Here is a 20,743-nt window from a genome sequence, read left to right as displayed (position 1 = left end):
ATGACCGTCACTGGTGATGCCGGGTTTTTTTGCGTCAAGCCTCGGCCAGCAGCGACTTGGCCAGTTCGGTCATGGCCGGCACGCCATGGTCGCGCGGCGCCAGGGCGCGCGCGCTTTCATACTGCGTGAAATTGCGCTGCATGGATTGCAGGTAGCCGGGGTCGTAGTGCTTGATGAGCAATTCGAGCACCACCGACGCCACATCGCCGCTGCGGGCACGCGCCTGCCAGTCCTGCACCGTGGCCTTGCCGCGCGCCTCGGTCAGCGCAATCAGGCGCTCGCAGAAAAATTCGATGTCCTTGACGAAAAAGTCATAGTCTTCAAGCAGCAAGGCAACCCGCTCGCCCTCGGGCAGGTCCATGCGCAGGCAGGGGCTGGCGCGCATCGCCGTGATCAGCCCTTCAGGCACCGCCACATTGCCGACCTTCTTGCTCTCGCTTTCAATATAGACCGGAAGCAAAGGGTCAAAGCTGCGCAGGGCGGCCCAGATGCGGCTGTCAAAGGCCTTCTGGCTGGGCTGCGCCACGCCCGGAATCATGCCGAGCACCGAACTGCGGTGATGGGCCAGCGCCTCCAGGTCCAGCACCTGCGCGCCTTGCGCTCTCAGGGCTTGCAGCAGCCGCGTCTTGCCCGAGCCGGTGGGGCCGCAAACCACCCGGTAGTGGTGCCTGCTTGCGAGTTGCGGCAGGTCGGCCACCAGCGCCGCCCTGAAGGCCTTGTAGCCGCCATCGACCAGCGTGACCCGAAAGCCGATCTGGTCCAGCACCAGCGCCAGCGAGCCGCTGCGCTTGCCGCCGCGCCAGCAGTACAGCAGCGGCTGCCATTCCTTGGGCTTGTCGAGCACGTCACGCTGGATGTGTTCCGAGATGTTTTTGGCGACCAGCGCCGCGCCCAGCTTCTTGGCCTCGAACTGGCTGATCTGCTTGTACTGGGTGCCGACGATCTTTCGCTCGTCGTCATGCAGGCTGGGCCAGTTCACCGCGCCCGGAAGGTGGTCTTCGGCGTATTCGCCTTCAGAGCGGGCGTCGATGACGGCGGAAAAATCAGCGAGCTGGTTCAGGGCTTGTTCGGCGGAGATGCGTTGCAGGCTCACGGGATGATTTTCTTCAGTTCGGGCCACACATTGGCCAGCATTCTGGCTTGCGAGGGCTCGTTGGGGTGGATTCGGTCAGGCTGGAAATTGGCTGCGGCATCATCGCCATCGGCAATCCCCTTGAGGAAAAAAGGCACCAGCGCGACTTTTTCCTCCTTGGCGACCTTCGCAAAAAGGCCGGAAAAGGTCGCTGCGTAGGCGCTGCCGTAGTTGGGCGGCACCTGCATGCCGACCAGCAGCACCCGGGCGCCGGCTTTCTTGGCCGCCTGTGTCATGGCGTTCAGGTTTTTTCCGGTCATGTCCAGCGGCAGGCCGCGCAGCGCATCGTTGCCGCCCAGCTCGATGACCACGGTGGCCGGCTGGTGCTGCGCCAGCAGGGCCGGCAGGCGCGAGCGGCCGCCCGAGGTGGTGTCGCCGCTGATGCTGGCGTTGACGACTTTGGCGGCTTTGTTCTCGCTGGCCAGCTGCTTTTCGAGCAGCGGCACCCAGCCGGTGCCGCGCCTGAGGCCGTATTCGGCGCTCAGCGAATCGCCGACGATCAGGACCGTGGGCGGGGCTGGCGCTTTGGCCTGCGCCTGGGCGAACGCAGGCGCGCCCAGCAAGGCGGTCATCAACAGGAATCCCAAGGGTTTGGCCCAGCGGCTTCGCGCGGCCAGGCCAGGCTTGCTACAGTCGGCAGCAGTAAATTTAAAGTTTTTCAAGAGGGTTGACATGTTTGAACCTGTGATTTCCGGGATGGGTGAGGTTTCTTCCAGGCTGTCTGGGTTATTGGAGCCTGCCAGTTCTCCAATTGTTTCCGTTGAGCATGTTTTCAAGTCGGTCACCGACTCGACCGGCACCCTGACCATTTTGCGCGATATTGACTTTGCGCTGGCTCCGCGTGAAACCGCCGCCATTGTCGGCGCATCGGGCTCGGGCAAAAGCACGCTGCTGACCATCATCGCCGGGCTGGACACGCCCACGAAAGGCACGGTGCGGCTGGCGGGCCAGGATATATTTGCGCTCAGCGAGGACGACCGCGCGGCCCTGCGGGCGCAAAAAGTCGGTTTCGTGTTCCAGAGCTTTCAGCTCATGGCCAATTTGACGGCGCTGGAAAACGTCATGCTGCCGCTCGAACTCTCGGGCATGAAGCAGGCGAGGGCGCTGGCGAGCGACATGCTCAAGCGCGTGGGCTTGAGCGAGCGGCTCGGCCATTACCCGAAGGTGCTGTCGGGCGGCGAGCAGCAGCGCGTGGCGCTGGCGCGGGCCTTTGTCGTCAAGCCGGCGGTGCTGCTGGCCGACGAGCCGACCGGCAGCCTGGACTTTGCCACCGGCGAGACGGTGATGAAGCTGATGTTCGAGCTGAACCAGGAACTCGGCACGACGCTGGTGCTGGTCACGCACGACCCCGCCATTGCGGCGCGCTGCCAGCGGCGCATCACCATCGAGGCCGGGCAGGTCGTGATTTCATGATGAAACAAGGCTTTTGCGCATATCTGGCATGCATAAGTTGCTATTAACAAGATAGCAATCAGCGCCGCCGTGCTTCTGGCCGGTCAGGCGCTGGCGCGGCTATCGGAATCCCAGCAGCGATAATTGCCGGATGTCTTCTTCCCCCAAAGTTCTTTTCGGTTTTCATGCCGTCGGTGTTCGCCTCAAAACCGCGCCCAAGTCGGTTCTTGAAGTTTTTTACGATGCCTCGCGCCGCGATGCCCGGATGCGCCAGTTCACCGACCGCGCCCGCGAAGCCGGCGTGCGGCTGATCGAGTCCGACGGCCTGCGCCTGGCCAAGATGTGCGGCAGCCACGGCCACCAGGGCGTGGTGGCGCGTGTCGATGCCGTGGCCCAGGTCACGTCGCTCGATGAATTGCTGGAGCAGCTTGAAGCCGCCGGCACCCATCAGCCGCTGCTGCTGGTGCTCGACGGCGTGACCGATCCGCACAACCTGGGCGCCTGCCTGCGCGTGGCCGACGGCGCCGGCGCGCAAGCCGTGATCGCGCCCAAGGACCATGCCGCCGGCATCAATGCGACGGTGTCCAAGGTTGCCAGCGGCGCGGCCGAGACCGTGCCGTATTTCATGGTGACCAACCTGGCGCGCACGCTGGGCGAACTCAAGGAACGCAACATCTGGTGTATCGGCACCAGCGACGACGCAACCAAGACGATTTACGACGTGGACCTGACCGGCCCGGTGGCCTTGATTCTGGGCGCCGAGGGCGAAGGCATGCGCCAGCTCACGCGCAAGACCTGCGACGAGCTGGTCAGCATTCCGATGCAGGGCGCGGTCGAAAGCCTGAACGTGTCGGTCGCCAGCGGCGTGTGCCTGTATGAAGCGCTGCGCCAGCGCCGCCCGGCAGCCGCCTGAGCGCGGCGTTGTCCCATTGAAGTCGCGCCGCATCTGGCGCCACACAAACTTCTGATCAATGAAGCGCGCCACCTGCTGCAGGCTGGCCCGCTTCGACGCATTCATTCCTCCACTTTGGGAATCCCTGTCCGGCGGCTCAGGGCTGGGGCTCGCGTGCCCGCGTGAATCAGGCTGACCCAAAAAACTGTGTCAAACATGAACATTGCGCAGAACAAAACGTTCCGCGTGAACAGTCGCAGCGCTGGTTTTCTGGCTCCAAAGCCTTCAGGAACAAGAAAAACCCTTCTCTTGTAGTGGGAAAGCTACTTCTTTCAGCTGATAGTTGATTTGGCCCAAATATTGCGGATAAACAGGCAAAGCACATCCTTTCAGCCCATGAGGCGTGAGCCGTTCGAGCAAGCGTGATCCGATTGCCCAACAACAAATGGAGGAATGTTGTTCACCATCAATGTCTTTTCCAGTCAGTACGACATGCTTCATGCCTGCCCAAGTTCGCATTATTTTTTCAACTGGAGGTTCTCACCATGATTCATCGCTCTCTGCTCGCCGGCCTGACCGGTCTTCTCATGCTCACGTCGCTTGCTGCATCCGCGGCAGACACCGCCAGCATCGAAAAAGCCCAGAAACTGGCATCCGAGGCGGGTTGCTTTGCCTGCCACACCGTGAAACATCAGGCGGCCAAGGACGGCAGCCTGCCTGTCGGACCCGCCTGGGAAGATGTTGCAGCGCAGTACAAAGGCAAGCCCGGCGCGGCTGAGTTCCTGACCCGCATCGTGCTGGAAGGCTCCAATCCTTATGCCAGCCACTGGAAGAACAAGGCCGCCGGCCTCGCGATGCCGCCTAACGCCGTGGCCATCAATGAACGCGATGCGCGTCAGTTGGTGTCCTGGATTCTCTCGCTCGCCAAGTAAAAGCAGGCGGGAACCACCCTGGCGTGCATGGTCGGCAGGAGACTCCAGTCGCCGATGCGGGTTTTCTCATTGACCTTTGTGCTTCGAAAGAACCCGTGCTCTGATCAGGAAGAGACGTGTTCGCTACCTTGGGAGGCTTGGTGCGAAAGGAGGAAATGTGAAATTTCGTATCCGCATTTGCCTTGCCGCTGTGGTTTCAGCGCTGTTTCTGCCCGTGCACTCAGAAACGCTGCGTTGCAACGGCCACATTGTTGAAGTGGGGGACTCCCGGTTGTCCGTCCGCTACCTCTGCGGGGAGCCCTTGCTTCAGGATTCCTACTGCGCGCCGGTTTACTACTACCCGGGGCTGCAGCCTGTGCCCGAGCCGTTTGCCAGCTCGGTCGTTCCCTGTCTGGTGGTGGACGAATGGCTGTACGACCGTGGCCCCGGCAGTCTCGTGGCGACGGTGCGCTTTCGGGCGGGCGTGGTGCTTTCCATCACGTACGGTGCGCGGGCAACGCCATAAGCCAGGCCTGGATATAAGGAGTGCAGGCATCGCTCTGGGCGGGCATATGCCAATTTCCGGCTGTTTGGCCTATGCTCGGACATCCATTTTCCAAGGGAGGCCTTGTGTCTCACGAATCCAGACTGACTCTTGAGCTGCGCTCGCTTTTGCATTCAAGGCGAGTCGCCGCCATGGGGACCATCGGCGGCGACGGCGCTCCCTTTGTCTCCATGGTTCCCTACGCGCTGGAGCCCGCGCTGGGGTGCCTGGTCATTCATGTGAGTGGATTGGCGGCCCACACGGGCAATCTGCAGGCGCGACCGAACGTATCGCTGCTCGTGATGCAGTCCGAGGCAGATGGCGAGCCGGTTCATGCCTTGCCACGCGTCAGCCTGGACGGCCGCGCCCGGGAACTGGACGTCGGCACTCCGGCGTGGGATGCCTGCCGGGCGGCTTATGTGCAGAGATTTCCGGAGGCCGAATTCATGACGCAGCTGGGCGACTTCAGGTTTATTGCCATCGAACTTAAAGGTGCCCGGCAAGTGGCTGGCTTTGGGGCGGCCCGCTCCATTGACGCGGAGGAAGTCAGGCGGGCTTTGGGACCGGCAGGGCCTTGACGGAGTGATGTCATGCGGGTCTTGACTGGATGAATTGCTACTGTTTTGATAGCTGCTTTGGCTTGCCAGATGTGCGCAATGGGCTATTTTCAATGAAATTATGTAACTACTCAGGTCGCCTCATGTACCCGAATTTGCAGGGCGCCTTCCCCCGGAGATGGAAGGAGCAAAACGGGAAGTCATCTTCCGGTTTCATGCATCAAAAAGCCTTCTTGCGCAATAGCCATAAGCATGGGTTGCTATCAACAGCGTAGCAATTTGCCGCTAGTCCTTGAAGGTTTTCACAAAGTCGAGCGACGACACGACGCCCTTGATGTCGCTGCCGTCCATGACCACGACGTGATGGATGGCTGCCTCGACCATCAGCCGGGCCACGTCGCTGAGGCTGGCATCCGGAGGCACCGAAATCGGCTTGTAGGTGCAGACTTGCCAGGCACAGACCTTCGCGGCGTCTTTCCCGTCGGCATGAAAGCGCAGCAGGTCCAGGCTGCTGATGACGCCCAGCACCGCGCCGCTTTCGTCCACCACCGGCACCCAGGTCAATCCCCGGGCCACCATTTTTGATTCGACGGTCTGCAAGGTGTCGTCCGCGCCGGCCGAACACACGTCGCGCTGCATCAATGACGAAATGGTCTGCTTCATGAAGGGCTCCTGTCCGCAGCTTGCGGTGTTGAAGAAGATGGCGCCGCGCCGCGTGGCGCACGCCCCAGGCGCGCTTCCACGGCCAGCACGTCGCGCGTGGTCTTGAGCAGCGTGTCGGGCGTGACGCTCATCGAGTCGATGCCGAGTTCCACCAGATACGCCGCCATTTCCGGGTAGTCCGACGGCGCCTGGCCGCAGATGCCCGCATGCCGATGGTTGCGCCGCGCGCCTTCGATGGTCTGGCGAATCATCATCTTGACCCCCGCATCGCGCTCGTCAAAGTCAAACGCCACGATGTCGGAGTCGCGGTCCACCCCGAGCACCAGCTGCGTCAGGTCGTTGGAGCCGATTGAAAAGCCATCGAACAGTTTTGCAAACGCGTCGATCTGGATCACGTTGTTCGGAATCTCGCACATGACGTAGATTTCCAGTCCGTTCATGCCGCGCCCCAGGCTGTGCCCGGCCATGGCCTGCAGCACGCGCTCGCCTTCCTCGACGCGGCGGCAAAACGGAATCATCAGCTTCACGTTGCTCAACCCCATGTCGTCGCGCACGCGCTTCATGGCCGCACATTCGAGCGCGAAGCCTTCGGCATAGGCCGGATGCGCATAGCGCGAGGCGCCGCGAAAGCCGATCATCGGATTCGCCTCAAGCGGCTCGAACCAGCGCCCGCCCAGCAAGCTCGCGTATTCGTTGGTCTTGAAGTCCGACATGCGAACGATCACCGGCTTGGGATAAAAAGCCGCCGCAATCGTGCCAACGCCTTCGGCCAGCTGCCTGACGAAATACTCGGACGGCGTGGCAAACAGATGCGTGAGCCCGGCGATTTCCTCGCGCACGGCGGCATCCTCGACTTTTTCGGGATGCACCAGCGCCATCGGGTGCGCGTGGATGTGCTCGGCAATGATGAACTCCATGCGCGCCAGGCCCACGCCGTCGTTGGGCAGCAGGGCGGTCTGGAAGGCCATGTCGGGGTTTGCCAGGTTGACCATCAGGTGCGTCTGCGGCCGCTCCAGGCTGGCCACGTCGGTGCTGGTCGTGGTGAACGGCAGCAGGCCCGCATACACATGGCCGGCGCTGCCTTCGGCGCACGAGACGGTGATCTCGTCGCCGGTGCGGATGGCCGTGGTCGCATGGTCGCAGCCGACCACCGCCGGAATGCCCATCTCGCGCGCCACGATGGCCGCGTGGCAGGTGCGTCCGCCCCGGTTGGTGACGACGGCGGCGGCGATTTTCATCACCGTTCCCCAGTCCGGCATGGTGGTGTCGGCCACCAGCACCTCGCCGGGCTGGAACTGGTTGAGTTCGGACACCTCGCTGATGACGCGCGCCCGGCCGGTGGCGATCTTGCCGCCCACCGCGCGGCCGCTGACGATGGCCTTGCCCTGGTCGCCCAGCCGGTATTCCTCGACCCGGCCCAAAGGTTTTCGCGAAGCGACGGTTTCAGGCCGCGCCTGAACGATGTAGAGCTTGCCGTCCACGCCGTCCTTGGCCCATTCAACGTCCATCGGCGTCGGCTGCCCGGCCTTGCGGCTGTAGTGCGCTTCAATCCTGACGGCGGCATCGGCCAGCTCCAGCACCTCGTCGTCGCTGATGCAAAAGCGCGCCTGGCTTTCCGGCGGCGTCGGCATGTTGCGCGTGCTCTCGCGCCCGGCGGCCTGCGCATAGACCATGCGGATCTGCTTGCCGCCCAGCTTGCGTCTGAGCACGACCCGGTGGCCTTGCTTGAGCGTGGGCTTGAAGACGTAGAACTCGTCCGGATCGACCGTGCCCTGCACGACGTTTTCACCCAGGCCATAGGCGCCGGTGATGAAGACGACATCGCGAAAGCCGGTTTCGGTGTCGAGCGAAAAGGTGACGCCGCTGGCGGCCAGGTCGGAGCGCACCATCTTCATCACGCCGACCGACTGATAGACCTTGAAATGGTCGATGCCGTGGTCCACCCGGTAGGCGATGGCGCGGTCCATGAACAGGCTGGCGAAGCATTGGCGTATCGAATCGAGCAGCCGGGCCTCGCCCGAGATGTTCAAAAAAGTCTCGTGCTGGCCGGCAAAGCTGGCGGTGGGCAGGTCTTCGGCGGTGGCCGAACTGCGAACGGCCAGCGTCACCTGTTCGCCGTATTCTTCGCGCAGCCGGGCGTAAGCTTGCGTGATTTCCCGTGCCAGGTCGGCCGGCAGCGCCGCGCCATGGATGATTTCCCGCGCACGCTGCGCGCGCCGCGCCAGGTCATCCACGTCCTTCACGTCCAGGCCATCGAGCGCGTCGTGCAGGCCTTGCCAGGCGTGGGACTGGTCGAGCAGGTAGCGGTAAGCCCCGGCGGTGACGGCAAAACCGTTGGGAACCCGCACGCCCTGAGCGCCCAGTTCGCGGACCATCTCGCCCAGCGAGGCATTCTTGCCGCCGACCAGCGCGACATCGGCAATGCCAATGTCTGCAAACCAGCGGATGAAAGGTTGCGTCATGCGGGTGTCTCCAGCTTGCCGTGTTGTGGGTCGCCTTTTAGGGGCCTACGGTAGCGGGTGAAAAGCCGTGCTGGCTTGCGCTAGATCAAGCGGGGGTGATGACCACTTCCCGGTGCAGCCGTTGCACATCCGCCGCCTGGCACAGCGCCGTGCCCGGCGCGAGCAGGGCGGCCGCGCCCGCCGCCATGCCGTAGCGAAAGGCCTGCTCCAGTTCTTCATGCCGGCTCAGTGCCCAGACCAGTCCGCCCACGAAGCTGTCGCCCGCACCAATCGAGCTGGCGACTGGCACCGGCAGGCTTCTGGCCCGCAGCGCCCGGTCGGCCGTCACCAGCAGTGCGCCATCCTCGCCCAGCGACAGGGCGACCACCTGCGCCTGGCCGCTCCTGATGATCTGCAGCGCCGCTGCATGCCGGTCCTGCTCGGTTTGCAGCGGATGGCCGGTCAACTCGCGCAGCTCCCGAAGGCTGGGTTTGACCAGGTACACCCCTTCGGCCAATGCCGCCGCCAGCGCCGGCCCCGAGGTGTCGAGCACCACCCGGCTGCCGCGTGCTTTGGCCAGCCTGGCCAGCCGGACGTAAAAGTCTTCAGGCACATCGGGCGGCAAGCCGCCACTGGCCACCAGGTAAGGCGGGGGCGCGTCGAGGGCGCTGATGTAGTCCAGGCCGGCCTGCCACTCCCCGGGCGTCAATGCCGGGCCGGGCAGCACAAAGCGAAAGTCGCGCCCGCTGGACATTTCGTGGGCCGAAAAGCTCTCGCGCGTCTCGCCGGCAATAGCGATGCAATCGCCGCGCACCTGCTCCTGGTCCAGCAGCTGCCGCAGCCGTTGCCCATTCATGCCGCCGGCCAGATAAAGCGCCAGACAGTCGCCGCCCAGCCGGTGCACGACGCGGGCCACGTTGATCCCGCCGCCGCCAGGGTGAAATATCGGGGCAGTGCAGCGCAGCTTGTGCGTGTCCATGACCTTGTCGGCCGAGGTGGACACGTCCAGCGCGGGATTCATGGTGACGGTGAGAATGTCGATCATGGCTTGGGTAGAAGGCTGATGGGACGGGTTTTTAAGTAAAAAAGCCTGATTAGATACATAGCTCAGACTAAAACCGCTTGTCATTCCCGCGAAGGCGGGAATCCAGGGTTCTCAAGGCGCTTGGCTACTGGATTCCCGCCTTCGCGGGAATGACGGCTTTCATACTTGTCTGAGGCAGGTAGCTAATCAGGAAAAAAAGGCTTTTTGCGCTTTATCCACCGGCGCAAGCAGCTATTGATTTGATAGTGCAGTGGTGGCGGCCTGCTGCGCCGGCATTCAGGCCGGCGGGGGTTCGGTCTTGGGCTGGTAGTCGCAAAAGGGCGCTACCCCGCATTGCCAGCACAGCGGCTTGCGGGCGATGCAGACATAGCGGCCGAGCAGAATCAGCCAGTGGTGCGCATCGACCAGGTAGTCGGGAGGAATGCGTTTCATCAGTTTTTGCTCGACTTCCTGCACATTCTTGCCCGGCGCCAGCCCGGTGCGGTTGCTGACGCGAAAGATGTGGGTATCGACCGCCATCACCGCTTCGCCAAAAGCAGTGTTCAGCACGACATTGGCGGTTTTGCGGCCCACGCCGGGCAATTTCTCAAGCGCTTCGCGGGTGCGCGGCACCTGGCCGCCGTGCTGCTCGATCAACATCTCGCAGGTCGCCAGCAGGTTCTTGGCCTTGGAGTGGTACAGCCCGATGGTCTTGATGTAGGCCTCCAGCCGGTCCACGCCCAGGTTCAGGATGGCCTGCGGTGTGTTGGCGACCGGGAACAGCCGGCGCGTGGCCTTGTTCACGCTCACGTCGGTGGCCTGCGCCGACAGCAGCACGGCGGTCAGCAGTTCAAACACGCTGGTGTATTCCAGCTCGGTCACCGGCATCGGGTTGGCGGCCTTCAGCGTGGCAAAAAATAGCCCGATGTGTTCGCGTTTCATGGTGCTGACAGCAGCCGGTCTCAGGCCAGATGCCGCAACTCGCGCAGCGCCACCGAAACCGGTGCCAGGTCGGCGCCCTGGGTGCTGATGCTGGCCAGCAGCTTGCACAGGCGTTCAATCGCCGGCGCATTCCGGTCGCGCCAGCCCGCCAGATCTTCGCCGCGCGACAACAGTCCCTGGGTGATCTGGCTGGCGATCGAATAGACGTCGTCGCGCGCGCTGCCGCGGGCCTGGGTTTGCCACAGCGTGTCGGTGGGCAGGCGCTTGATCTCCGCGCGCCAGAGCGTCAGGCCGAGTTCGGCCTCGACGCCAAAGTAGGCGCGCGCCGCCTGTTCCAGCCCGGTACTGGCGTTTTGCGCCAGATCGACCAGATCGAGCGCCGGGAAGATGAACTCCAGCGCAGTCAGGTTTTGCGCCAGCGCCGACTCCACGCCGGCTTGCACGAGGCTCAGCGTGGCCTGCTCCCAGCTGGCGTGGGCGGAGGGCGGCAGCCAGTCCGCGAGGTGGGCGCGCAACTCGCGCGCCGCCGGCTGGTAGCGCTCGATCAGTGTCGGCAGGTCGGTGCTTTGGGTGCGCACGCGCAGCATCCAGCGCGACGCCCGCTGGGCGATGGCGATCAATTGGGTCAGCAGGTCGAGCTGCAGGATGGCCTCCACCCGGTAGTCCAGCGCGTCAATCTGGTCCCACAGCGGTTCCAGGTCGAAGATTTCGCGCGCCAGCGTGAAGGCGCGAATCACGTCGGCCACCGTTGCGACCGCTTCGGACGCGATGAAGTTGACGAAGGTGGCCCCGGTGCGATTCACCACCGTGTTGGTGATGAAGGTGGCGATGATCTCGCGCCTGAGCGGGTGCTTGGCGATGGCCGCGCCGAATTTTTCGGTCAGGACCTTGGGGAAGTAGGCCTTGAGCGCACGGCTGTAGTACGGGTCGTCCGGCAGGTTGCTGTCCATCAGCCCGTCGAACACTGACATCTTGGCGTAGGCCAGCACCACCGCGCCTTCGGGTGCCGTGAGTCCGGTTTTCTGGGCCTTGCGCTGCGCGATGTCTTTATCCGTAGGCAGGAATTCGACGGCGCGGTCCAGGCGGCCGTTGCGCTCCAGCCATTGCATCAGGCGCTGCTGCCCGTCCAGCAGGTACAGGGGGCGGTGGCTGGCGATCTCGAGCGCCTGGGTCTGGTAGTAGTTGTCGGTCAGCACCAGCAGGCCAACCTCGTCCGTCATCGAGGCCAGCAGGTCGTTGCGCTGCTTCAGCGTCAAATCACCCGCTTCCACTACGCTGCCCAGCAGGATCTTGATGTTCACCTCGTGGTCGGAGCAGTCCACGCCGGCCGAATTGTCGATGGCGTCGGTGTAGATCAGGCCGCCTTTTTGGGCGTATTCAATGCGGCCGTTTTGCGTGCAACCCAGGTTGCCGCCCTCAGCCAGCACCTTGCAGCGCATCTCGCCGCCGTTGACGCGAAACGCGTCGCCGGCCTTGTCGCCTACCTGGGCGTGGCTCTCGAAACTGGCTTTGACATAGGTGCCGATGCCGCCGTTGTAGAGCAGGTCCACAGGCGCCAGCAAAATGGCCCGCAGCAGCTCGGCCGGGGTCAGCTCGGCGGCCTCGATGCCGATCGACGCACGCGCCTCGGGGCTCAGGCTGATCGACTTGGCCGAGCGCGGATAGACCCCGCCGCCGGCTGAAATCAGGCTCTTGTCGTAGTCGTCCCAGCTTGACCGGGGCTGCACGAACAGGCGTTGCCGTTCGGCAAAGGAGCGCGCCGTATCAGGCGTGGGGTCGATGAAGATATGGCGGTGATCGAAAGCCGCCACCAGCCGGATCTGCTCGGACAGCAGCATGCCGTTGCCGAACACGTCACCCGACATGTCGCCGATGCCCGCCACGGTGAACGGCGTGGTCTGGGTGTTGACCGACAAGGCGCGGAAGTGGCGCTTGACCGATTCCCAGGCGCCGCGCGCCGTGATGCCCATTTTCTTGTGGTCGTAGCCGACCGAGCCGCCCGAGGCAAAAGCGTCCCCCAGCCAGAAGCCGTAGTCGGCCGACACGCTGTTGGCAATGTCGGAGAACGTGGCCGTTCCCTTGTCGGCCGCCACCACCAGGTAGGGGTCGTCCGGGTCATGCCGGACCACGCTGGCCGGTGGCACCACCGCACCCTTGACCACGTTGTCGGTCACGTCCAGCAGGCCCGAGAGGAAGAGCCTGTAGCAGGCCACGCCCTCGGCCATCCAGGCTTCGCGGTCACTGGCGGGCGGGGCGTTCTTCAGCACGAAGCCGCCTTTGGAGCCGACCGGCACGATCACGGTGTTCTTGACCTGCTGGGCTTTCACCAGGCCCAGCACTTCAGTGCGGAAGTCCTCCCGGCGGTCAGACCAGCGCAGGCCACCGCGCGCCACCTTGCCGCGGCGCAGATGCACACCCTCTACACGCGGTGAATAGACCCAGATTTCAAACAGCGGCTTGGGCTCGGGCACTCCAGGGACTTCGCGCGGGTTGAGCTTGAACGACAGGTAGGGCTTGCTTTCGCCGCTGGCGGTGAGTTGCCAGGCGTTGGTTCGCAGGGTAGCGCCTATCGTGAGGAAAAACTGCCGCAGGATGCGGTCTTCGTCTAGGCTGGCCACTGCGTCCAGATGGGCCTCGATCTGCGTCGTCAGCTGCTTTTGGGCCTCGTCCCGGTTGCCAGGCAGGGCCGGGTCGAAGCGGGCATTGAATAGTCTGGCAAGTTCCTCGGCAATGCCCGCGTTGTTGTTCAGCGCGGCCTCTATGTAGCTTTGGCTGAAGCTAAAACCCAATTGCTTGAAGTAGCGCGTGTAGGCGCGCAGCACGGTAATGGCGCGTGCGTCGAGCGCGGTGCTCAGAACCAGCCGGTTCAGGTCGTCGCTTTCCACATCGCCGCGCCAGACCTGCGCAAACAGGGCCTCAAACCGGACCTTGACGGTGGCCAAATCGGTGCTGGCCGGCAGCTGCAGGCCCAGGTCGTGAACCCACAGCGCGTCGCTGCCGATTCGATAGGGATGCTCGTCAAGTACCCGGGCCCCCATGCGCTCCAGCACCGGCAGCGAGTCCGACAGCGGGACTTTGGACGTGTTGTAGATCTTCAAGCGCAGCAGCCCTTCGCCGGCATCCAGCGGACGGTACAGCTTGACCGCCAGCGGCGAGGCGGCGCTCAGGCCGGCCAGCATTTCGGCGTCTTCGGCGGCGACCGCCGCCGAAAAATCCTCGCGGTAGGCCGTGGGGAGCGCGGTGGCAAAGCGGTGCGCCAGCGCCAGCCCCGGGCCTTCGCCGTGCGCGCGCAGCAGCTCGCTGGTGAACTCGTCTTCCCAGCGCAGGGCCAGCCGGGCCAGCCGCGCCTCAAGCGCGCGCAGGTCCACGTTCACCGGCGCGTGCTCACGGGCGCGCACCAGGTAGTGAATGCGCGCCAGCGGGCTGTCTGTCAGCATGGGCGTGAATTCGAGCGACTGGCCATCGAGGGCCGCCATCAACTCGGCGCCAATCTTCACGCGCAGCTCGGTGTTGTAGCGGTCGCGGGGCACAAAGACCTGGGCCGAGGTGAAGCGGTCAAACGGGTCGCGGCGCAGGAACAGCCGGGTGCGCTGGCGCTCCTGCAGCCGCAGGATGCCAATGGCATGGTCGGCCAGGGTGGCGGTATCGATCTGGAACAGTTCGTCGCGCGGATAGACGTCCAGAATCGATTGCAGGGATTTGGCCGCGTGGCTGTTGGGCACGACGCCCGCAATAGCCACCACGTCGGCCACGCGTCGCCGCACCTGCGGGATATCCGCCACTGCGGCGGCATAGGCGGTCGAGGTGTAAAGCCCCAGAAAGCGGGCCTCTCCGACCACCTTGCCGGCGTCGTCAAAGCGCTTGATGGCGATGTAGTCGAGCCAGGCGGGGCGGTGCACGGTGGCGCGCGTCATGGCCTTGGTGATCAGCACCAGTTCGTCGGATTCAAGCAAGGCCACGGCCTCGGGTGGCAGGCGCGACACTGCAGTCTGCGGGGCGCCGCGCAGGATGCCCAGGCCCGACTCCGGCCGCGCGATCAGGCTGACGGCGTCGCCATCGCGCTGGATGTCATAGTTGCGCGCGCCCAAAAAGGTGAAGTGCCGGTCTTCCAGCCAGTGCAGGAATTCAACGCCTTCCTGCTTGCTGGACTGCGACAGCGGCGACCGCGCCACCGCCAGCCCCAGGGCTTGAACCCGCTCGAGCATGGCATCCCAGTCCTGCACTACGCCGCGAACATCGCCCAGCACCCGATCCAGGTCACGGCCCAGCGCTTCCCGCTCTGCAGCAGCCAGAATGCGGTCACATTCCACCATGATGAGCGACTCGATCGGGTCGCTTCGCCCGGTGGCGTTGCCACCAGCCACGCTGTCCACCGTCTCGGGACGACCCTGCGCATTGCGGGCCACGCACAGCAAGGGGTGGACAATCCAGTGCGCCGTGCGGCCACTGCGATTGATGGCCATGGTGACCGAATCGACCAGGAATGGCATGTTGTCGTGCACGATCTGGACCGAGGTGTGGTCGCTCACAAAACCATCTTCCGCCAGGGTCGGGTTGAACACCCGGATCCTGGCGCTCTGGGGGGCGCGGGGCGCGTCGAGCAAACGCCAATGGGCGCTGGCAATGCCAAACAGCTGGGCCGGCCCGCGCGCGAGAATTTCGTCCGGGTCAGCATTTTCAAAGTAGGCCGACACAAACGCGGAGAGCCGTTTGGCACTGGGTCCGGCGTGCTCGGCGGTATAGGCCAGCAGATCGGCAAGCGGTGTGGTGTTCATGGTGTCTCCGCAGTTCTTGTTGGTACGCAAGATTCTAGGCCTGGCTTGTGATTCCGGGGGTGACTACCAGAGGCAAAGAGCATGGGCCCATGCCGGAGTTGCATCGGGGCCGGCTACGGGTCTGCCCGGCGGCTTTCACCCGGAAACCTTGGTTACCATAAGCCATTGCCAATTCATCTTTACAGGGCTCCCATGCAATTCGCCGACCGCCTCAACAACGTGGAAACCTCCGCCATCCGCGAACTCTTCAAGCTGCTCGGCAAGCCCGGCATCATCAGCTTTGCCGGCGGCTTTCCGGACCCGGCCATGTTCGACATCGAGGGCATCAAGGAAGCCAGCAGCAAGGCGCTGAATGAAGAGCCCGGCGCAGCATTGCAATACGGCGCCACCGAAGGCTACGGCCCGCTGCGCGAGCAGCTGAGCAGCTTCATGGCCAGCAAGGGCGTGGCCGTGCAGCCCGATGGCCTGATCGTCACCACCGGCAGCCAGCAGGCGCTGGACCTGCTGGGCAAGACCCTGATCAATCCCGGCGACAAGGTGATCGTTGAAGGCCCGACCTTCCTGGCCACCATCCAGTGCTTTCGCCTGTACGGCGCGCAAGTCATCAGCGCGCCCATCGACGCGCATGGCGTGAAGACCGACGAGCTGGAGCGGCTGATCGCCGAGCACAAGCCAAAATTTGTGTACCTGATTCCGACTTTCGGCAACCCGAGCGGCGCGCTGCTGACCCTGGAGCGCCGCCGGCAGGTGCTGGAAATGGCCGTCAAGCACCAGACGCTGGTGGTCGAGGACGACCCCTACGGCGACCTGTATTTTGGCGAAGCGCCGCCGCCCTCATTGCTGTCGCTGAGCGACAGCGTGCCGGGCAGCCGCGAGTTGCTCGCCCATTGCGGCTCGCTGAGCAAGGTGCTGTCGCCGGGCCTGCGCATTGGCTGGATGATTGCCCCGCCCGCGCTGCTGGCCAATGCCGTGATGTGCAAGCAGTTCAGCGACGCGCACACCAGCACTTTTGCCCAAGCCACGGCTTCGCAGTACCTGAAGGCCGGCCGCATGCCCGCCACGCTGGCCCATGTGCGCAAGGTGTACGGCCAGCGCGCCGCCGCCATGGGCCATGCGCTCAAGCGCGAACTCGGCGCGGCCGTGGCGTTCGAGCAGCCCCAGGGCGGCCTGTTCTTCTGGGCCAGCCTGACAGGCGAGGGCGGCAAGTTGAAGGACGCGGGCGAATTTGCCAAAAAAGCGATTGAGCAAGGAGTGGCTTTCGTGCCCGGCGCGCCGTTTTATGCGGCCAACCCTGACCTGGCCACTTTCAGGCTGAGTTTTGCCACGGCGGACGTGGCCAGGATTGAAGAGGGAATGGGGCGGCTGGGACGGGCGGTTTAAGCGGCTGGCTCACATCCAAAGCCGCATTGAAGCCGCTGGCAATTCAGGCGTCGCCCAGTTCGTCCATCCGGTCCGCGTTGGTCGTGCTGTGGCTGCCCTTGAGGTGCATTTCCACATCGGCGGCCACATCGCCCACCGCCGCCACTGCTTCGCGCAGCTGCGCCTGCGTGGCATCGAGCTTTTTGGCCCACTGCGCGCGTGCCGCCGGGTCGTTCATGTCGATGCGGTCGGGCTCCACGCCGGGTTGGGTTGTCATGTCCATCTCCTGGGTTGTGTCGTGATGATGGCTGAACCCTAACGCCAGCGCCGCGCCAGCGATGTAGGCCAACGCCGCACACGGGATTCAACGCCCGGCGACAGCTGGACGCGGCAACGACGCGATTGCTATTAAAAATATAGCTGCTTGTGCATATGCAGTATGCGAAAAAGGCTAATTTCTCTTAAAAATCTAGCTCGACAGCAGCGCTTGCCGCATCCCGCCCCCGTCGATACCGTCCTACCGGCGCCAAGGCCGTGCCCCCTTAAACTCTGCGCATGCTACCTATCCTCCAGCGCGCCGCCGCGTTTGCCTCCGGGCAGTTCCACCGCCTCATCGGCCTTGTCAAACGCTATCCGCTCCGGGCCGCCCTGATGCTTCCAGCACTGATGCTGCTTTACGTGCTGCTGATGATTCCCTTCACGCCCGGCATCGGCGACCTGCGCAAGGCCAAGTCCGAGGTGCCGTCGGTGCTGCTGGCATCCAACGGCACGGTGCTGGCCGAATACAAGCGCATCAACCGCCGCTGGGTCACGCTGGACAAGATCTCGCCGCATGTCGTCAACGCGCTGATTTCCACCGAAGACCACCGCTTCTACGAGCACCACGGCATCGACTTTCGCCGCACCGCCGGGGCCATGCTGAGCACCCTGACCGGCGACCTGCAGGGCGGCTCGACCATCACGCAGCAGCTGGCGCGCAATATGTACCCCGAGGAAATCGGCCGCTCGGCCACCATTTCGCGCAAGGTCAAGGAGGCCATCACCGCGCTGAAGATTGAGGCGCTGTATTCCAAGGACGAGATCCTGGAGACCTACCTCAACACCGTGCCGTTTCTCTACAACGCCTTCGGCATCGAGATGGCGGCGCAGACCTACTTCGACAAATCCGCCGACCGGCTCGACGTGCTGGAGAGCGCGACGCTGATCGGCATGCTCAAGGGCACGAGCTACTACAACCCGGTGCTCAACCCGGCGCGCGCCAAGGAGCGCCGCAACCTGGTGCTGGCGCAGATGGCCAAGCGCGGCAAGCTGGACCCGGCCCGCCTTGATGCGCTGTCGAAGCGGCCCTTGCGGCTGGATTTCGAGCGCCAGGTCGAGCCGCTGGGCGCCGCGCCCCATGTTGCCCAGCACCTGCGCAAATGGCTGATCACCTGGGCCGACAGCAAGGGCTACAACATTCATTCCGACGGCCTGCGGGTGCGCACCACGCTGGACGCCAACATCCAGAAGCTGGCCAACCAGGCCGTGGCGCGGCAGATGGCGCAGCTGCAAAAGCTGGCCGACGGCCAGCGCAAGGCCGGGCAGGAGCGCGCCGTGCTGCAGGTCGGCTTTCTGGCCGTGGACCCGCGCAATGGCGCCGTGCGCGCCTGGGTGGGGAGCCGCGATTTTGCCCACGAGCAGTTCGACCATGTGAGCCAGGCGCGCCGCCAGCCGGGCTCGACCTTCAAGCCCTTCGTCTATGGCGCGGCCTTCATGCAGGGGCTGAGCCCGTCGTTCGCCCTGGTTGACCAGCCGGTCGCCATTTCATCCGGGGGCGGTGACGTCTGGACCCCCAGCGACGCCACGCCGCCCACCGGCCTGCCCACCACATTGCGCGACGGCCTGGTGTATTCCAAGAACACCATCACCGCCCAGCTGATGCAACAGGTCGGTCCGGACAAGGTCGGGCAACTGGCCAAGGCCATGGGAATCCGGCAGAGCAAGCTCGACCTGGTGCCTTCGCTGGCGCTGGGCACCAGCCCGGTCACGCTGCTGGAGATGGTCGCGGCCTACGGCACGATTGCCAATGGCGGGCGCTACATGCTGCCGGTGCTGGTGGCGCAGGTCGAAGACCACCAGGGCAACATCCTGGAAAAATTCTCGGCGGTCACCGAGCCTGAGCCGGCGATGCCGCGCGCCGACTCGCTGACGCTGGTCGATGTGATGCGCGGCGTCATCGACCAGGGCACCGGCATTGCCATTCGCCAGCGCTACGGCATTCAGGCCGACGTGGCCGGCAAGACCGGCACCACGCAGGACAACACCGACGGCTGGTTCATCATGATGAACCCGCAGCTGGTGGCCGGCGCCCGGGTCGGCTTCAACGACAACAGCGTGACGATGGGCAACTGGGGGCAGGGCGCCCGCAGTGCGCTGCCCATCGTCGGGGAGGTTTTCCAGGGGGCGTTTCGCAACCGCTGGCTGGACCAGAACGCCGAGTTCGACATCCCGCGCACCCGCTACCAGCCGGCACCGCCGCCGCCCGAGGAGCCGCAGCAGCGCCAACAGCGGCGCAATGATCCGCTGGCGGACATCGTCAACGGGCTGTTCGGCAGGATTCTGAAACAGTTGCAATAAGTTTTCATCAATAAGGATGCGGTCAGCAATAACTTCCCTGCGTCATACCCGCGAAGGCGGGTATCCAGACTCGTTTGAGCGTTTCAGCCCGTGCCGCTGGATTCCCGCCTTCGCGGGAATGACGGACGGGAAGTTGTTATTTGCCAGATCCTAAATAGAAATAGCCCCCAGCGGCAACCGGACGGTCCACTCGTGTCAACCAGCGCTTCGGCGATTTCCGCTTCTTCCATCAGCCCGGCCACGCGCCGTTCCATTTTGCTGCTGTCGTTTGGCACCTTCGCCAGCATGGCGGCGCAGCGCATCTGCGACGCCATGCTGCCCGAGCTGTCGCGCGTGTTCGCGGTCAGCCTGGCGCAGGCCGCGCAGGTGGTGTCGGTGTTTGCCATCACCTACGGCGCGTCGCAACTGTTTTACGGCCCGCTCGGCGACCGGCTGGGCAAGTTCCGCGTTATCACCTTCGCCACGCTGGGCTGCAGCGTCGGCAGCATTTTGGCCGTGTTCGCCAGCACGCTTGAAGCGCTGGTGTTTGCGCGCCTGCTGATGGCGCTGGGCGCGGCAGCCCTGATTCCGCTGGCGATGGCCTGGGTGGGCGACTCGGTGCCGTCCGACCAGCTCCAGGAAATGCTGACCCGCACCGGGTTGGGCAGCACGCTGGGCATCGTCGGCGGCCAGCTGGCCGGCGGCTTGCTGACCGATGCGCTGGGCTGGCGCTGGGCGTTTGTCTTCATGACGCTGCTGTTCGGCGTGGTCGGCTCGCTGATGTATGGTGACCTGCGCCGGCAGCAGGCCAAGCCCGCGAAGGCCGTGGCTCACGGCCAGGCGGTGGTGCGCCATGGGTTTGCCAGGCAGGCCCTGCTCATCGTCACCGGCCCCTGGTCGCGCATCATCTTGCTGATGGCGCTGGTCGAAGGCGCGGCCGGTTTCGGCGTGCTGGCCATCTGGGCATCGCACCTGCACCGCTCGCTCGGCCTGTCGCTGTCGATGGCGGGCGCCATCGTGGCGCTGTTCGGGCTGGGCGGCATGCTCTACATGGCCGTCGGCCGCTACCTGATCCGCCGCTTCGGCCAGCAGGGGCTGGTGCTGATCGGCGGGGCCATTGTGGGCGTGTGCGCCTTGGTGCTGGCCTACACCCCGCACTGGGGGCCGGCGCTTCCGGCGAGCCTGCTGGCCGGGTTCGGCTTTTTCATGTTTCACAACACCATGCAGGCGAACGCCACGCAGATGGCCCCGCATGCGCGCGGCACGGCGGTGTCGCTGTTTTCTTCGTTTTTGTTTTTGGGCCAGTCGATTGGCGTGGTGCTCGCCGCCAGCCTGATCGACCGGATCGGAACCGGGGCCGTGGTGGCGTTGGGGGGCGGGGTGATGGCTGTGGAGGGGGTATTTTTTGCCTGGGTGCTGGGGCGGCGGAATGGGCGTGTGTGAACGCATGCTCTTAAAAAGATAGCTATTAACGCTTGCTGGTATTGCGGGAAGGCCTATTTTTCTTGAAAAACTC

The 20,743-nt window shown here is 64.4% G+C and carries 16 protein-coding genes; 8 read left to right on the top strand and 8 right to left on the bottom strand.

Going from position 1 to position 20,743, the window contains the following annotated elements:
* Nucleotides 1-34: 34 nt before the first annotated feature.
* Both mnmH and ABLV49_RS10940 read right to left on the bottom strand, forming a co-directional pair.
* Entirely contained in the window at nucleotides 35-1,093 is a 1,059-nt protein-coding gene (mnmH, locus tag ABLV49_RS10945) for a tRNA 2-selenouridine(34) synthase MnmH (protein WP_349276444.1), read from the bottom strand.
* Nucleotides 1,090-1,704 (bottom strand): arylesterase, encoded by a 615-nt coding sequence (locus ABLV49_RS10940; protein WP_349276443.1) that lies wholly within the window; start codon nucleotides 1,702-1,704, stop codon nucleotides 1,090-1,092. The genes mnmH and ABLV49_RS10940 overlap by 4 nt, the downstream gene beginning before the upstream one ends.
* A gap of 124 nt (nucleotides 1,705-1,828) precedes the next feature.
* On the opposite strand from ABLV49_RS10940, the gene ABLV49_RS10935 reads away from it, so the two are divergent.
* The 5 genes from ABLV49_RS10935 (at nucleotide 1,829) to ABLV49_RS10915 (ending at nucleotide 5,449) form a co-directional block, all read left to right on the top strand.
* On the top strand, nucleotides 1,829-2,545 hold the full coding sequence (locus tag ABLV49_RS10935; protein WP_349281677.1) for an ABC transporter ATP-binding protein: 717 nt from the start codon (nucleotides 1,829-1,831) through the stop codon (nucleotides 2,543-2,545).
* A 130-nt stretch (nucleotides 2,546-2,675) separates the two neighbouring features.
* Nucleotides 2,676-3,437: a 23S rRNA (guanosine(2251)-2'-O)-methyltransferase RlmB gene (gene rlmB, locus ABLV49_RS10930; RefSeq protein WP_349276442.1), complete on the top strand. Its 762-nt coding sequence runs from the start codon at nucleotides 2,676-2,678 to the stop codon at nucleotides 3,435-3,437.
* Nucleotides 3,438-3,847: 410 nt separating this feature from the next.
* On the top strand, nucleotides 3,848-4,348 hold the full coding sequence (locus tag ABLV49_RS10925; RefSeq protein WP_349276441.1) for a c-type cytochrome: 501 nt from the start codon (nucleotides 3,848-3,850) through the stop codon (nucleotides 4,346-4,348).
* Nucleotides 4,349-4,505: 157 nt separating this feature from the next.
* The gene (locus tag ABLV49_RS10920; protein ID WP_349276440.1) at nucleotides 4,506-4,853 is read left to right on the top strand and encodes a DUF2845 domain-containing protein; all 348 of its coding nucleotides are present in this window, start codon (nucleotides 4,506-4,508) and stop codon (nucleotides 4,851-4,853) included.
* Between the two features lie 170 nt (nucleotides 4,854-5,023).
* Nucleotides 5,024-5,449, top strand: a complete 426-nt coding sequence (locus ABLV49_RS10915) for a HugZ family protein (protein WP_349276439.1) — start codon at nucleotides 5,024-5,026, stop codon at nucleotides 5,447-5,449.
* A gap of 264 nt (nucleotides 5,450-5,713) precedes the next feature.
* On the opposite strand, the gene ABLV49_RS10910 is transcribed toward ABLV49_RS10915, so the two are convergent.
* From ABLV49_RS10910 to ABLV49_RS10890, 5 genes are all read right to left on the bottom strand, one after another.
* On the bottom strand, nucleotides 5,714-6,091 hold the full coding sequence (locus ABLV49_RS10910; protein ID WP_349276438.1) for a CBS domain-containing protein: 378 nt from the start codon (nucleotides 6,089-6,091) through the stop codon (nucleotides 5,714-5,716).
* Nucleotides 6,088-8,553: a phosphoenolpyruvate synthase gene (gene ppsA, locus ABLV49_RS10905; RefSeq protein ID WP_349276437.1), complete on the bottom strand. Its 2,466-nt coding sequence runs from the start codon at nucleotides 8,551-8,553 to the stop codon at nucleotides 6,088-6,090. Before ppsA ends, ABLV49_RS10910 begins: the two co-directional genes overlap by 4 nt.
* Nucleotides 8,554-8,638: 85 nt before the next feature.
* On the bottom strand, nucleotides 8,639-9,577 hold the full coding sequence (locus ABLV49_RS10900; RefSeq protein WP_349276436.1) for a 1-phosphofructokinase family hexose kinase: 939 nt from the start codon (nucleotides 9,575-9,577) through the stop codon (nucleotides 8,639-8,641).
* A gap of 276 nt (nucleotides 9,578-9,853) precedes the next feature.
* Nucleotides 9,854-10,498 (bottom strand): endonuclease III, encoded by a 645-nt coding sequence (gene nth / locus ABLV49_RS10895; RefSeq protein ID WP_349276435.1) that lies wholly within the window; start codon nucleotides 10,496-10,498, stop codon nucleotides 9,854-9,856.
* 20 nt (nucleotides 10,499-10,518) lie between these two features.
* On the bottom strand, nucleotides 10,519-15,273 hold the full coding sequence (locus ABLV49_RS10890) for an NAD-glutamate dehydrogenase (protein ID WP_349276434.1): 4,755 nt from the start codon (nucleotides 15,271-15,273) through the stop codon (nucleotides 10,519-10,521).
* 192 nt (nucleotides 15,274-15,465) lie between these two features.
* On the opposite strand from ABLV49_RS10890, the gene ABLV49_RS10885 reads away from it, so the two are divergent.
* Nucleotides 15,466-16,653 carry a PLP-dependent aminotransferase family protein gene (locus ABLV49_RS10885; RefSeq protein WP_349276433.1) on the top strand — a complete coding sequence of 396 codons (1,188 nt, stop codon included), beginning with the start codon at nucleotides 15,466-15,468 and terminating at the stop codon, nucleotides 16,651-16,653.
* 43 nt (nucleotides 16,654-16,696) lie between these two features.
* Here the strand turns inward: ABLV49_RS10885 and ABLV49_RS10880 are convergent, their stop codons facing one another.
* Nucleotides 16,697-16,909, bottom strand: coding sequence for a DUF3606 domain-containing protein (locus ABLV49_RS10880; protein WP_349276432.1), 213 nt, complete (start codon nucleotides 16,907-16,909; stop codon nucleotides 16,697-16,699).
* Between the two features lie 278 nt (nucleotides 16,910-17,187).
* Between ABLV49_RS10880 and ABLV49_RS10875 the strand changes: the two genes are divergently transcribed.
* Nucleotides 17,188-19,248: a penicillin-binding protein 1A gene (locus tag ABLV49_RS10875; protein WP_349276431.1), complete on the top strand. Its 2,061-nt coding sequence runs from the start codon at nucleotides 17,188-17,190 to the stop codon at nucleotides 19,246-19,248.
* Nucleotides 19,249-19,440: 192 nt separating this feature from the next.
* Nucleotides 19,441-20,670: an MFS transporter gene (locus tag ABLV49_RS10870; protein WP_349276430.1), complete on the top strand. Its 1,230-nt coding sequence runs from the start codon at nucleotides 19,441-19,443 to the stop codon at nucleotides 20,668-20,670.
* Nucleotides 20,671-20,743: the final 73 nt, after the last annotated feature.

Source organism: Polaromonas hydrogenivorans (assembly GCF_040105105.1).
In the GTDB taxonomy this organism is placed as follows: Bacteria; Pseudomonadota; Gammaproteobacteria; order Burkholderiales; family Burkholderiaceae_C; genus Polaromonas; species Polaromonas hydrogenivorans.
Note: the sequence above shows the minus strand (reverse complement) of the source record. Positions and strands in the feature narration are given on the sequence as shown.